The sequence below is a fragment of the Sanguibacter biliveldensis genome, assembly GCF_033798665.1.
GTDB lineage: Bacteria > Actinomycetota > Actinomycetes > Actinomycetales > Cellulomonadaceae > Sanguibacter > Sanguibacter inulinus.
In genome coordinates, this window is record NZ_CP138359.1 from 2502821 (window position 1) to 2516722 (window position 13902).

Here is a 13902-nt window from a genome sequence, read left to right on the forward strand (position 1 = left end):
GCACCCCGAGAACCAGACCATGTACGCCGTCGTCGCGACCGCCGCCGGCGGGCCCGAGGTCCTGCGTCACGAGACCGTCGACGTCCCATCACCGGGACCTCGCGACGTCCTCGTCCGGGTAGCGGCTGCGGGCGTGAACTTCATCGACACCTACAGGCGCTCCGGCGTCTACAGCATCGACTACCCGAGCATCCTCGGGTCCGAGGGGTCCGGGGTCGTCGAGGCCGTCGGGTCAGAGGTCATCGACGTCGCCGTGGGCGACCACGTCGCCTGGTCCGACGCGCCCTCGTCCTACGCCGAGGTGGTCGTCGTCCCGGCGGCCCGGACGCTGCCCGTCCCCGGCGACGTCGACCTCCAGGTCGCCGCAGCCCTCCCCCTCCAGGGCATGACCGCCCACTACCTGGCGACCTCCACGTACCCGCTCGGCCCGGGCGACACCGCCCTCGTCCACGCCGGAGCCGGCGGGGTCGGCCTGCTCCTCACCCAGCTCGCGGCAGCGCGCGGGGCGCGCGTCCTCACGACGGTCTCGACCGAGGAGAAGGCCGCGCTGTCACGGACCGCCGGGGCGAGCGAGGTCGTCAACTACCGCGAGATGACCGACCTCACGACCGAGCTGCCGGCCCGCGTCCGCGAGCTCACCGACGGTGAGGGCGTCCACGTCGTCTACGACTCCGTCGGCAAGGACACCTTCGACGCCTCGCTCGCCTCGCTGCGCCGACGCGGCATGCTGGTGCTCTTCGGCGGGTCGTCCGGCCAGGTGCCGCCCGTCGACCTCCAGCGGCTCAACGCAGGCGGCTCGCTCTTCGTCACCCGACCCACCCTCGGCGACTACGTCGCGACCCGTGAGGAGCTCGTGCTCCGTGCCGGCGAGCTCTTCGACGCCGTGCGGGCCGGGAGCCTCGACGTGCGGGTCGAGCACACGTACCCGCTCGCCGAGGCGGCCGAGGCGCACCGTGCGCTCGAGGGCCGACGCACGACGGGGAAGGTGCTGCTGGTCCCGTGACCAGCGCGAGCCGTCTCCACGGCAGCCACCGCGACCACGACACCCACGGACGAGCGACAGCCGGGTCGGGCCGAGCGTGCTCCGAGCGCCCGGCTAGGCTCGTCGCATGAACCATTCCTGGGCCGACGGCGGCTACGAGAGATCCGAACCCGGTCCGTCGCGCGGGGCGAGGATCGCCCTGACAGTCCTCGTCGTGCTCAGCACGGCTGTCGGCGCCGCGTGGTACGCCAAGGTCGGCATGGACCAGTCGAAGCAGGAGTGCTACGCGCAGCGCCCCGCGGGAATGAGCATCTCCGAGGTCACGACCACGTTCCGCTGGCTCCCGCCGGGCTACGACTGCAGCTACGTGCAGGACGGGACAGTCTGAGCCTGCCGTAGCCAGTCGAGGGCTGAGGTCTCACCCGCGACCGAGCCGCGCACGCCCGGCGCGCGACTCACGCCTCAGCCTTGTCAGACCACGCACGAGGGCCGGTACCTCAGGATCGCTCCTGAGGTACCGGCCCTCCTGTCGTCACCGACCGCGTGCGTGGTCAGCCTTCGTACGAGGTCAGCCCGCGTGCGTGGTGAGCAGAGCTGCTGTCAGGCGCGCAGCTCGGCCCCGACCCGTGCGGCGGCCGACGCGACAGCCGCCTCACGGACGGCGACGGCATCCTGCGCCGTGAGCGTGCGGTCCTGCGCACGCAGCCGCAGAGAGAAGGCGAGGGACTTCTTGCCCTCCCCGAGCTGGTCACCTGTGAACACGTCGAAGAGACGCAGGTCTTCGAGGAGCTCTCCAGCCCCGTCGCGCACGGCGTCGAAGACGTCCTGCGCCGGCACCTCGGCGTCGACCACGAGCGCAAGGTCTTCCTTGGCGAGCGGGAAGGTCGAGACCGGAGCCGCCTGGCGGGGCTCGGTCGGCGCTGCCGCGACGAGCGCGTCGAGGTCGAGCTCGAAGGCGACGGTCCTGGCGGGCAGCGACAGCTGCTCGAGGACCTTCGGGTGCAGCTCACCGGCATAGCCGACGACCGCCCCGTCCGCGAGGGTCACCGCTGCGCACCGACCCGGGTGCCAGGGTGCACGGTCGTTCGTCGAGACGAGGTCGACGTGGGTGCCCACCCGGTCCGCGACGAGCCGGACCGCTGCGACGGCGTCTGTCCAGTCGGCTGCCCGGCCCGCACCCCACCAGCCCGAGAGCTCGATGGAGCCGGCCAGCACACCCGCGACGAACCGGGGCTGGGCGGGGACCGCCGCAGCGACAGCTGCCAGCTCCTCGTCGCTCGGACGCTGCCCGACGGGGAGCGCCGGAGCAGCCGGGGCCCCGACCACGGGGAGCGTGACCAGCCCGAGCTCGAAGAGCGCGAGGTCGGTGCGCCCGCGGGCGACGTTCCGGCGCGCTGTGTCCAGCAGGGTCACCAGGAGCGACGACCGCATCTGCCCCTTCTCGGCCGACATCGGGTTGACGAGCGTCAGCATGGTGCGGCGCTCGTCGTCAGCGGCGAGACCGAGCTCGTCGAGCTGGCTCTGCCCGACGAAGGGATAGCTGAGCACCTCGACGAGACCGCTCTCGGCGAGCCCGCGGGCCACCGAGCGGCGGGCGCGCTGACCGCGGGTGAGACCACGACCGGCCGGGGCGACGGGGAGGATCGACGGGATCTGGTCGTAGCCGACCAGGCGCGCGACCTCTTCGACGAGCTCAGCAGCACCGACGAGGTCAGGTCGCCAGGATGGCACCTCGACGGAGAGCAGACCTGCCGCTGCGTCGACCTCGGTCACCGTGCACCCGATCTGCTCGAGGGTGCCGACCACCTGGTCGCGCGTGTACGGCACGCCGCCGAGGCGCTCAGGCTCCGACAGGAGCATCTGGAGCGCCGGACGGGGCGCCACGACGTCGAGGTCGCTGACGGCCGCGTCGGCCGTGCCACCGCCGTGCTCGACGAGGAGGTCGACGACCCGCTGGGCCGCGACGTCCGCGAGCCTCGGGTCCACGCCGCGCTCGAAACGCTTCGCCGCCTCGCTCGGCAGCCTGTGCCGACGTGCTGTGCGGGCGACCGAGACCTGGTCGAAGTGCGCAGCCTCGACGAGCACGTCGGTGGTCGTGCCGGAGACCTCGGTCTCCGCCCCGCCCATGACACCTGCGAGACCGAGGACGCGTGCCCCACGACCGCCAGCGCTGTCGGTGATGAGGAGGTCCTCGACGTCGAGCACGCGGTCGGTGCCGTCGAGGGTCACGAGCCGCTCCCCCGCGGTAGCCCTGCGCACCACGACGGGCGCGACCAGGGTCGAGAGGTCGTAGGCGTGCAGGGGCTGGCCGAGGTCGAGCATGACGTAGTTGGTCACGTCGACCGCGAGCGAGATGGGTCGCATGCCGGCCTGGGTCAGACGGCGCTGCATCCAGGCCGGAGACGGCGCCGTCGGGTCGATGCCCCGCACGACGCGCGTGACAAAACGGTCGCAGCCCGGGACACCGTGGACCGGGGCGTCGTCCTCGACGACCACCTCGAACCCGTCGGCGGTCGCGGCGGGCAGCTCTCCGGTCGCGAGACCGGGGTCTGTGAAGGCGGCTCCGGTCGAGTGCGCGTACTCCCGCGCGACACCGCGCATCGAGAAGCAGTAGCCGCGGTCGGGAGTCACGTTGATCTCGAGGACCTCGTCCCCGAGACCGAGCAGCGCGACGGCGTCGGTCCCCGGCTCGACGTCCGGGTGCACAGCCGGGTCGAGGACGATGATCCCGTCACCACCCTCCCCGAGACCGAGCTCGCTCGTCGAGCAGATCATCCCGTCGGACACGTGCCCGTAGGTCTTGCGGGCCGCGATCGGGAACGGGCCGGGCAGCACCGTGCCGGGCAGCGCGGCGACGACGAGGTCACCCTCGACGAAGTTGTGCGCGCCGCAGACGATCCCACGCGGGACCGTCGGCTGACCGTCGTCGTCAAGGGTGTTGTGCGCCCCGACGTCGACCTGGCACCAGTTGATGACCTTGCCGTTCTTCTGCGGCTCCTTGACGAGCGAGAGCACCCGTCCGACGACCAGGGGCCCGGTCACCGCCGCGCCGTGGACCTCTTCTTCTTCGAGCCCGACGCGCACGAGGTCGGCCGCGAGCTGCTCAGCCGTCAGACCGGCGGGCAGCTCGACGTGCTCACCGAGCCAGGACAGGGGGATCAGGGGCATCAGAGGTCCATTCCGAAGTGCTGGGAGAAGCGGACGTCGCCCTCCACCATGTCGTGCATGTCGGCGATGCCGTGACGGAGCATGAGCGTGCGCTCGATGCCCATGCCGAAGGCGAAGCCTGTGTACTCCTGCGGGTCGATGCCCGCCGCGAGGAGCACGTTGGGGTTGACCATGCCGCAGCCGCCCCACTCGATCCAGCCGGCGCCCCCCTTCTTCTGCGGGAACCACAGGTCCATCTCGGCGCTCGGCTCGGTGAAGGGGAAGAACGAGGGACGCAGACGCGTCTTGGCGTCAGGTCCGAACATCGCCTTCGCGAAGTGGTCGAGCGTGCCGAGCAGGTGCGCCATCGTCAGGCCCTTGTCGACAGCAAGACCCTCGACCTGGTGGAAGACCGGCGTGTGCGTCGCGTCGAGCTCGTCGGTGCGGAACACCTTGCCGGGGCACGCGATGTACAGCGGGAGCTCGCGCTCGAGCAGCGTGCGGGCCTGGACCGGAGAGGTGTGGGTGCGCAGCACGAGACCTGAGTCGCCGTCCTCGACCCCGGGGGTCCGGGCGAAGAACGTGTCCTGCATCTGGCGGGCCGGGTGGTCCGGGCCGAAGTTGAGGGCGTCGAAGTTGAACCACTCGGCCTCGACCTCGGGCCCCTCGGCGATCTCCCACCCCATGGAGACGAAGAAGTCGGCGACGCGCTCCTGGATGAGCTCGAGGGGGTGGCGAGCACCCTCCAGACGACGGTCGACGGGGAGCGTCACGTCGACGGCCTCCTCGACGAGCACCCGGGCGTCACGCTCGGCCTCGAGCTCGACCTGGCGGGCGGACAGCGCCTGGTTGATCCGGCCGCGGGCCGGGCCGAGGATCTTGCCGGCTGTCGCCTTGTCGGGGCCCTGGAGGCCGCCGATCTCACGGTTGGCCAGGGCGATCGGGCTGCGGTCGCCGGTCACGGCTGTGCGGACGGCGCGCAGCGCGTCGAGGCTGTCGGCGCCGGCCACGGCCTGCAGGGCCGCGTCGACGGCGGCCGAGACGGCGTCGGCGTCGAGCGGCGAGATGGCCGTGGTGCTCGCCGTGGGGGCAGCCTGCGCTGCGGGGTCAGGGGTGGACATACGTGCCTTCCGGGCTCGGTCGTACGGGTCGTCGCGGTCGGGTGGACCCGCGTCGATCTTAGTCTGAGACGACAGCGCCCCGGCGGCGTCGGACCTGCTCACGGACGACGAAGATCCCGGCGACGAGCAGGAACAGACCGACCGTGGCGACGAGCTGCTGACGGGCGGTGCGGTCGAAGAGCATGAGCACGACGATCGACGCCAGAGCCGCCAGGGTGGCCCAGGTCAGGCCCGGGAAGGCCCACATCTTCAGGGTCAGCGTCCCCTCCCGCTCGAGTCGCGGACGCAGCCGCAGCTGGGAGACCGCGATGAACGCCCAGATGCCCAGCAGGCTGGCGCCGACGGCGTTGAGCAGGATCCCGAGGATCTGGTCCGGCAACCAGGCGTTGAGCCCGACCGACACGAGCCCGAAGGCGATCGACGTCCAGACGGCGCGGTTCGGGACGCCGCGTCGGCTCACGCCCGTGAAGTACCGGGGACCGTCGCCGCGCTGGGAGAGGGAGAACACCATCCGCGACGTGCCGTACACGTTCGCGTTGAAGGCGGAGAGCAGCGCGATCACCACGACGGCCTCCATCACCCGACCTGCACCGGGGACCCCGGCGATGTCGAGGACCGAGACGAAGGGACCGGAGACGAGCTCGGGCGAGCTCCACGGCATGATGAGCACCATCACGGTGACCGAGCCGATGTAGAAGAAGAGGATGCGCCACACGACGCTCGCGGCTGCGCGGGCGATCGACCGGGCCGGGTCCTCAGACTCCGCGGCGGCGATCGTGACGATCTCGATCCCGCCGAAGGCGAAGAGCACCGCGAGCAGACCTGCCGCGATGCCCGCGACACCGTTGGGCGCGAAGCCGCCGTCGCTGAGCATCGCCTGGATACCCACAGGCTGGCCGACGTCGATCACGCCGGTGAGCACGAGCGCACCCACGACGAGGAACCCGATGATCGCGACGACCTTGATGGTCGCGAACCAGAACTCGAACTCTCCGAAGCGCCGGACCCCCGAGAGGTTCACGACCGCGAAGAAGGTCACGAAGACGAGCGCGACCACCCACTGGGGCACGCCGGGCACCCACCCGGAGACGATCTGGGAGGCCCCGGTGATCTCGACCCCGAGCACCATGACGAGGGTGAACCAGTAGACCCAGCCGACGGTGAACCCCGCCCACCGGCCGATCCCGACCTCGGCGTACGTCGAGAACGCCCCGCTCGACGGGACGGCAGAGGCCATCTCCGCGAGCATGCGCATGAGCAGCACGACCAGCGCGCCTGCCACGACGTAGGAGACGAGCACGGCAGGTCCTGCTGCGGAGATCCCGACTCCGGTCCCGAGGAACAGCCCGGCACCGATCGCCGAGCCGAGGCCCATCATGGTGAGGTGGCGGACACGGAGACCGTGCCCGAGGGGAGCCTGGACGGCCGGCATGGGATTCCTAGCGTTGAGACGCGAGGGCTAGCGCTGGGCGCGCGAGCTCGCGTACAGACAGACGGTCGCGGCGGTCGCCAGGTTGAGCGACTCGGCGCGACCCCGGATGGGGACACGCACCACGGCGTCGGCGAGGCCACGCTCGGCCTCCGTGAGACCCCAGGCCTCGTTGCCGAAGATCCAGGCAGAGGGTGCGCGCAGGTCGGGGACACCCTCGGGGGCGTCCCCTGCGACGTCGAGCAGGTCGTCGAGGTCGTGGGTGCCGACGCCGTCGGCCGCGAGGGTCTGAAGACCCCCGAGGCCGAGCGCCGCGACGGCCTCGTCGAGCGGGACGCCCGTCACGACAGGGAGGTGGAAGAGAGACCCGGCGGTCGAGCGGACCACCTTGGGGCTGTGGATGTCGACGCTGTTCGTGGTGAGGACCACGAGGTCGGCTCCGGCAGCGTCGGCCGCGCGGATGACCGCTCCGGCGTTGCCGGGGTCACGCACGTTCGAGAGCACGGCGACCAGCCGCGGGCTCTGCGCGAGCGCCAGCTCGAGCGCGGCCGCAGGGCCGTCACCCGGGTCGGGGAGGTCGAGGACCGCCAGGACGCCCTGGGCGTCCGGGCTCATGGCCTCGAGCACCTCGGGCGTCGTGACGTGGAAGTACACGCGCGCGGACTCGGCGTCGGCCACGATCTCGCGGTACCTGTCGCGCGACTCTGCCGTGAGGTAGACGTCGCGGACGGACTGCGGGGCGAACCGGACGGCCTCGCGGACACCCTGCGGTCCCTCGACGAGGAACCGCCCGGTGCGTGAACGCGCAGAACGCCCAGACAAGGACCGGACCATCTTCACCCGATCGCTGCGGGTGCTGGAGATCTCGGTCATCGTCTGGGCGTCTGAGGTGTCTGTGAGGCGCCGTGCAGCAGCACGGCGCCGGTCACGACAGGCGTCAGGCCGCGACCTTGGGCGCGTTGACGTCGGCCGGCAGAGCGGCCTTGGCGAGCTTGACGAGCGCGTTGAACGCGGCGACGTCGGAGACGGCGAGCTCAGCGAGGACGCGACGGTCCACGAGGATCTCAGCAGCCTTGAGGCCCTGGATGAAACGGTTGTACGTCATGCCCTCGGCGCGGGCCGCAGCGTTGATGCGCTGGATCCAGAGACGACGGAAGTCGCCCTTGCGCTTCTTGCGGTCGCGGTAGGAGTAGGTGAGGGAGTGGGTGACCTGCTCCTTCGCCTTCCTGTAGAGACGTGAGCGCTGGCCGCGGTAACCGCTGGCGCGCTCGAGAATTGTCCGACGCTTCTTGTGGGCGTTGACCGCCCGCTTCACGCGTGCCACGTGATGCTCCTTGCAGTTGGGTGCTGGAAATGAGGTCTGTCAGCGAGCCTGGGCCCGCCGGAGGTCACTTGCCGAGCAGCTTCTTGATCTTCTTGACGTCGGCGGCGCTGACGACCAGGTCGCCAGACAGGCGGCGCTTGCGTCGGCTCGACTTGTGCTCGAGCAGGTGGCGCTTGTTGGCCTGCTCGCGCATGACCTTTCCACTACCGGTGATGCGGAACCGCTTCTTCGCGCCGGAGTGCGTCTTGTTCTTCGGCATGGCTGCCGTTTCTCCTCGGGTCTGGTCAGGTGTCAGGTTCAACACTCGACGTCGGTCTGGTCAGAGCCGGTGGGCTCCGCCTCGGTCAGGTCCTGGACAGCGTCCGGGACCAGGCCAGGTGGTCGTGCAGCGTCACTCGCTCTTCTGAGGAGCAGGCTTGGCGCTCGGCCTGGGGGCTGCCGGCCGAGCCGCAGGCGGCTTCGGCGTGGCGGGCTTGGCCACAGGCTTCGGGGTGGCTGCAGGCTTGGGGGCTGCAGCAGGCTTGGCGGCCGCGGCGGGCTTCGGGGCTGCGGCAGGCTTGGACTCCGCTGCAGGCTTCGCAGCCGGAGCAGCCTTGGCCGGAGCCGGTGCTGCGGCGGCGGGCGCCTGTGCAGGAGCCGGTGCCTGGACCGGAGCAGCCTTCGGTGCGGCGGCGGCAGCCTCGGTGGCTGCTGCGACCTGCGCCTCGAAGTCTTCGGAGGCCGACGGGTCGGCAGGCTCCTCGACGCGGGCAGGACGGGCCGCACGAGGCGACTCTTCCTCGGCGCGCCGACGCTGCTCGTTCTTGGCCTCGGCCTTCTTCTTGGTCGGCCCGAGCACCATGATCATGTTGCGACCATCCTGCTTGGGCATGCTCTCGATGAAGCCGAGCTCCTGGACGTCTTCTGCCAGGCGCTGGAGCAGACGGACACCCATCTCGGGGCGAGACTGCTCACGACCGCGGAACATGATCATGACCTTGACCTTGTCGCCCGCAGAGAGGAAGCGCTCGACGTGGCCCTTCTTGGTGCCGTAGTCGTGCGGGTCGATCTTCAGGCGGAAACGGATCTCCTTGAGAACCGTGTTGGCCTGGTTCCGGCGAGCCTCACGAGCCTTCATGTCCGACTCGTACTTGAACTTGCCGTAGTCCATGAGCTTGCACACCGGCGGGCGTGCGTCGGGGGCGACCTCGACGAGGTCCAGGTCAGCGTCCTGTGCAAGGCTCAGGGCGACCTCAATGCGTACGACCCCGACCTGCTCTCCACCTGGGCCGACGAGTCGGACCTCGGGGACGCGGATCCGGTCGTTGATGCGAGGCTCGCTGATGTGATGCTCCTTGAAACTTGTCGGAAGCTCGTCAGGAACGGGAAAGGCCCCCATCCCTGAGCACAGGGTGGAGGCCTGGACGTCCGGGTCGCACGGTCCGTCGAGAGACGGTCGGGCGACGCTACGGCGTGCTGCACCGAGGTGCTGCTCGCCGTTCGGACCAGAACCCGGACTCTGTCGCTGCGATCGTGCTGGGCACGATCCGGTCTGTCGAGACTCAGGTGGGAGTGGCTCCACTTGTGCACCGGGCGTTCGTCGTGCGGATCTCTGAGTGCTCTGAGCGAGACTCCGAGACCGTTCGACACTCGTCCGGTCGGTCAGCGGCCAACAGTACCACCAGGTCGGCCGTCATGGAACCACCGCGGGAGACCGCTGCGCAGGGTCGCTCGAGCCGGAGCGTCCGGCGTCGACACCCTGGAGACGATCCAGTACTGGAATGATTCCAGAAAACCTGCTTTCATGGAGCCCATGACGATCTCCGAGCTCACGACCGAGGGCGACCAGCTGCTGCGCAGCCACGGTCTGCGTGTCACAGCGACACGTCTCGCGGTGCTCGACGCCGTCGCACAGGCACCTCACTCGACCACCGACACGATCCTGGCCCGGGTCCGCGCGACCCTGGGCACTGCGTCGACGCAGGCCGTGTACGACGTCCTCGCGGCGCTCACCTCGGCCGGTCTGCTCCACAGGATCGAGCCGGCAGGCCACCCCGCGCGCTACGAGCGTCGGGTCGGCGACAACCACCACCACGTGGTCTGCCGCAGCTGCGGCAGCGTGGCGGACGTCGACTGCTCGGTCGGCCACGCGCCGTGCCTGGTGCCCTCGAACGACCACGGCTTCGTCATCGACGAGGCAGAGGTCGTGTTCTGGGGCACGTGCGGAGACTGCCTGCGCAGCCCCGCGTCTCCCGCCTGACCCCGTCTGACCCGCTGGTCGACGATCCCCAGCCGGTCCCCCACACCTCCTGACGCACGACTCGCCGCACCCCGAAGAGAAGGAAGCCCCCATGACAGACCGCTTCACCACCTCCCAGACCGGAACCCCGATCGCCAGCGACGAGCACTCGCTCACCGCAGGGCCCGACGGCGCAGCCGTCCTGCACGACCGCTACCTCGTCGAGAAGCTCGCGCAGTTCAACCGCGAGCGCATCCCGGAGCGCATCGTCCACGCCAAGGGCGGCGGCGCCTTCGGCACCTTCGAGGTGACCGGTGACGTGTCGGCGTACACCTCGGCTGCTGTGTTCCAGCCCGGCACCGTGACCGAGACGCTCCAGCGCTTCTCGAGCGTCGCCGGCGAGCAGGGCAGCCCCGACACGTGGCGCGACGTCCGCGGGTTCTCGGTGAAGTTCTACACCTCCGAGGGCAACTACGACATCGTCGGCAACAACACCCCGGTGTTCTTCATCCGCGACGGCATCAAGTTCCCGGACTTCATCCACTCCCAGAAGCGCCTCCCCGGTTCTGGCCTGCGCGACGGCGACATGCAGTGGGACTTCTGGACCCTCTCCCCCGAGTCTGCGCACCAGGTCACCTACCTCATGGGCGACCGCGGCCTGCCCCGCTCCTGGCGTGAGATGCCCGGCTTCGGATCGCACACCTACCAGTGGATCAACGCCGCCGGCGAGCGGTTCTGGGTCAAGTACCACTTCACCTCGAACCAGGGGAACATCGAGATGGAGAGCGCGGAGGCTGAGCAGATCGCCGGAGCCGACGCCGACTACTACCGCCGCGACCTCTACGAGGCCATCGAGGCCGGGAACCACCCGTCCTGGGACGTCCACGTCCAGGTCATGCCCTACGAGGACGCCAAGACGTACCGCTTCAACCCCTTCGACCTCACGAAGGTCTGGCCGCACGCGGACTACCCGCTCATCAAGGTCGGGACCCACACGCTGAACCGCAACCCGGAGAACTTCTTCGCGGAGATCGAGCAGGCGGCGTTCTCCCCCGCGAACACCGTCCCCGGCATCGACATCAGCCCGGACAAGATGCTCATGGCGCGCGTGTTCTCCTACCCGGACGCCCAGCGGTACAGGGTCGGGACGAACTACAACCAGATCCCGGTCAACGCCCCCAAGGCTCCTGTGCACAACTACTCCCAGGACGGGTCGCAGCGCCACGGCTTCAAGGCCGCGTCCGACCCGGTCTACGCGCCGAACTCCCTCGGCGGCCCTGTGGCCGACCCCGCCCGCGCCGCGGCAGGGTCGTGGGAGAGCGACGGCGAGCTCGTCCGCTCCGCAGCCACCCTGCACAGCGAGGACGACGACTTCGGCCAGGCCGGGATGCTCTACCGTCACGTCTTCGACGACGCGGCCAAGGCTCGCTTCGTCGAGACCCTCGTCGGGCAGGGTTCTGGCATCACGGTCGACCGTGTCCGTGAGCGGTTCTTCTGGTACTGGACCAACGTCGACGCCGCCCTCGGTGCCACGCTCCGTGAGAAGGTCGGCTCGATCGAGACGGCCAACGAGTCGGCCGAGCCGATCGGCATCGGTGCCGACCACGCCTGACGCCGTCCCGGTGGCAGCACGCTGACACCGGCCCCGACGGCTCGGCCACGGGCCCAGGACCGCACGGTCCTGGGCCCGTGGTGCGTCTCGTGGCTGCCAGGCAGGTCGCCAGCCGGGCCCGACCTCGTGGACACTAGTCCCATGACCGACGAGCACACCCACGAAGCACACTCCGTCGACGACCTCGCGCCGCAGGCCACGAGAGACATCGCCGACGTCGCCGCCGTCGAGGTGATCACCACCGCCGCCGTCCACCTCATGAGCGCTGCCGCCGTGAAGTGCGGGCTCGCCGCCGAGCCTGGTGCCGCCGACCACCTCGACCTCGACGAGGCCCGCAAGCTCATCAACGCCCTGGCCGCGCTCGTCACCACAGCCGCCCCCGACATCGGGAACCAGCACGCCAGGTCGCTGCGCGACGGGCTCCGCAGCCTCCAGCTCGCCTTCCGCGAGGCCTCCGTCTACCCGGACGCCCCGGGCGAGGGACCGGGTGAGAGCTTCACCGGGGCGGTCAGTTGACCGGCAGCCCGGGCGGACCCGAGGACGGCACCGTCCCGCCGTCCTTCCCGCCCGCCGTCCGGTGGCCCTCCCCCACGGCGTCGACCACCTCGGGCGACGCCGACCAGGATGCCGCCACGGACGACACCTCGCCCGCCCTCGAGAGCACCGCAGACACGAGCCGTGGTGGGGCGGACCCCGGGGAGCCGACCTCTCCCGAGGACACGACCGCGGAGCGCAAGGATCCCGGGCACGAGCACGGCCACCACCTCGAGCGCAGAGACCGCCGACGCCGCCGAGGCCGTGTCGCGATCGTGCTGCTCTCGGTCGCGCTCGTCGCCGCGCTCGCCGGTGGCGGATATCTCGCCGTCCTGTCGAACCAGTGGAGCGAACGCTCCGGTGAGTGGGAGGCGCAGTCGCGCGACCTCGGCCAGCAGGTCGCAGACCTCACGACAGACCTCGAGGGCATCACGGGTGACCTCACGAGCACGCGCGACCAGCTGACGACAGCCCAGCAGCGCATCACCGAGCTCGCCGACGAGAAGGCACAGGTCGGCGACGACCGCGAGACGCAGCGCATCATCGCCTCTGACATCCAGGCCGTGGCCGAGGCCGCCGTCGACGTGTCGTCGAAGATGGGCGACTGCGTGACGGCGCAGAGCACCCTGCTGGGCTACCTCGCCGCGCCAGACTCGACGACGCCGGAGATCCTGCAGCAGGCGACCGACGACACCAACAGCATCTGCACGACCGCCGTCGACAGCTACACGGCGCTCCAGCAGGACCTGTCGCAGCCGTGACGCGCCGATCAGCGACGCGCCGTGCGCTCGTGACAGGGGTCCTCTGCGGGGTCTTGGTGGCCGGCTGCGGGACCGTGCCCGACCTCCCCGGCCCCATGCCCGAGTCTGTCGTCCCGACGCGCGGTGCCGGCAGCCTGCCGGACGAGACTGGCTTCTTGTCCCCCGACGGCTTCGACGCGGCTCAGCGCATGGCGGTCCGGGTCCGCAACGTCGGGTGCGAGGGCGTGATCCGCGGGACAGGGTTCGCGATCGACGAACGTGTGCTCATCACCAACAAGCACGTGGTAGAAGGCAACCAGGACCTCCAGCTGAGCACCTACGACGGACGCGACGTCAGCGTCACGGCGTCGCAGAGCGCCGCGCTGGCCGATCTCGCGGTCATCAGGACTGCCGAAGACCTCGCGACCTATCCGGCCCTCGCGCCGACCGACCCCGAGCCTGGGGACGCCGTGACAGTGGTCGGCTACCCCAACGGCGGCGCGCTCACCGTCACCAAGGGCACGGTGATCGAGTACACCTCCGACCCCCTCAACGTCACGCTCGGGCAGGTGCTCCTGACTGACGCGAGCGTCGAGCCGGGCAGCTCCGGGTCGGCCGCCCTCGACTCCGAGGGCAAGGTGATCGGCATCGTCTACGCCAAGAGCAGTGACGGCCTGAGCTACCTTGTGCCTGTCAGCACCCTGCAGGACCTCCTCGCCGACGACAGCGGCTTCGAGGCCCAAGAACCGCTGGCCTGCTGACCTCGAGCGCCGCAGGCCCGAGAGCTGCCGACCT

14 protein-coding genes are annotated in these 13902 nt (G+C 70.4%); 7 read left to right on the plus strand and 7 right to left on the minus strand.

Annotated features, from left to right (window positions below):
* Positions 1–19: 19 nt before the first annotated feature.
* Both SANBI_RS10935 and SANBI_RS10940 read left to right on the plus strand, forming a co-directional pair.
* Positions 20–1003: a quinone oxidoreductase family protein gene (locus SANBI_RS10935; protein ID WP_319161264.1), complete on the plus strand. Its 984-nt coding sequence runs from the start codon at positions 20–22 to the stop codon at positions 1001–1003.
* Positions 1004–1109: 106 nt separating this feature from the next.
* Entirely contained in the window at positions 1110–1370 is a 261-nt protein-coding gene (locus SANBI_RS10940; RefSeq protein ID WP_179913219.1) for a hypothetical protein, read from the plus strand.
* Positions 1371–1582: 212 nt separating this feature from the next.
* Here SANBI_RS10940 and pheT read toward each other — a convergent pair whose 3' ends face one another.
* From pheT to infC, 7 genes are all read right to left on the minus strand, one after another.
* Positions 1583–4150, minus strand: coding sequence for a phenylalanine--tRNA ligase subunit beta (gene pheT / locus SANBI_RS10945; protein ID WP_319154949.1), 2568 nt, complete (start codon positions 4148–4150; stop codon positions 1583–1585).
* Positions 4150–5250, minus strand: coding sequence for a phenylalanine--tRNA ligase subunit alpha (gene pheS, locus SANBI_RS10950; RefSeq protein ID WP_056130305.1), 1101 nt, complete (start codon positions 5248–5250; stop codon positions 4150–4152). The genes pheT and pheS overlap by 1 nt, the downstream gene beginning before the upstream one ends.
* Before the next feature lie 58 nt (positions 5251–5308).
* A complete protein-coding gene (locus SANBI_RS10955) occupies positions 5309–6682 on the minus strand; it encodes an amino acid permease (protein WP_319154952.1) in 1374 nt (457 codons plus the stop codon).
* 27 nt (positions 6683–6709) lie between these two features.
* Positions 6710–7552 (minus strand): TrmH family RNA methyltransferase, encoded by an 843-nt coding sequence (locus tag SANBI_RS10960; protein ID WP_319154954.1) that lies wholly within the window; start codon positions 7550–7552, stop codon positions 6710–6712.
* A 64-nt stretch (positions 7553–7616) separates the two neighbouring features.
* The gene (gene rplT, locus SANBI_RS10965; protein WP_056130297.1) at positions 7617–8003 is read right to left on the minus strand and encodes a 50S ribosomal protein L20; all 387 of its coding nucleotides are present in this window, start codon (positions 8001–8003) and stop codon (positions 7617–7619) included.
* A gap of 64 nt (positions 8004–8067) precedes the next feature.
* The gene (rpmI, locus tag SANBI_RS10970; RefSeq protein ID WP_012867226.1) at positions 8068–8262 is read right to left on the minus strand and encodes a 50S ribosomal protein L35; all 195 of its coding nucleotides are present in this window, start codon (positions 8260–8262) and stop codon (positions 8068–8070) included.
* Between the two features lie 132 nt (positions 8263–8394).
* Positions 8395–9381 carry a translation initiation factor IF-3 gene (gene infC, locus SANBI_RS10975; RefSeq protein ID WP_319154960.1) on the minus strand — a complete coding sequence of 329 codons (987 nt, stop codon included), beginning with the start codon at positions 9379–9381 and terminating at the stop codon, positions 8395–8397.
* A gap of 414 nt (positions 9382–9795) precedes the next feature.
* Between infC and SANBI_RS10980 the strand changes: the two genes are divergently transcribed.
* The 5 genes from SANBI_RS10980 to SANBI_RS11000 all read left to right on the plus strand — a co-directional run bounded on the left by SANBI_RS10980 (position 9796) and on the right by SANBI_RS11000 (position 13868).
* Positions 9796–10242: a Fur family transcriptional regulator gene (locus SANBI_RS10980; RefSeq protein ID WP_319161266.1), complete on the plus strand. Its 447-nt coding sequence runs from the start codon at positions 9796–9798 to the stop codon at positions 10240–10242.
* Positions 10243–10333: 91 nt separating this feature from the next.
* Positions 10334–11833 carry a catalase gene (locus SANBI_RS10985; RefSeq protein WP_319154962.1) on the plus strand — a complete coding sequence of 500 codons (1500 nt, stop codon included), beginning with the start codon at positions 10334–10336 and terminating at the stop codon, positions 11831–11833.
* Between the two features lie 141 nt (positions 11834–11974).
* A complete protein-coding gene (locus SANBI_RS10990) occupies positions 11975–12349 on the plus strand; it encodes a DUF1844 domain-containing protein (protein ID WP_056130286.1) in 375 nt (124 codons plus the stop codon).
* A complete protein-coding gene (locus SANBI_RS10995) occupies positions 12346–13128 on the plus strand; it encodes a hypothetical protein (protein WP_319154965.1) in 783 nt (260 codons plus the stop codon). Before SANBI_RS10990 ends, SANBI_RS10995 begins: the two co-directional genes overlap by 4 nt.
* Entirely contained in the window at positions 13125–13868 is a 744-nt protein-coding gene (locus tag SANBI_RS11000) for a S1C family serine protease (protein WP_319154967.1), read from the plus strand. Before SANBI_RS10995 ends, SANBI_RS11000 begins: the two co-directional genes overlap by 4 nt.
* Positions 13869–13902 lie beyond the last annotated feature (34 nt).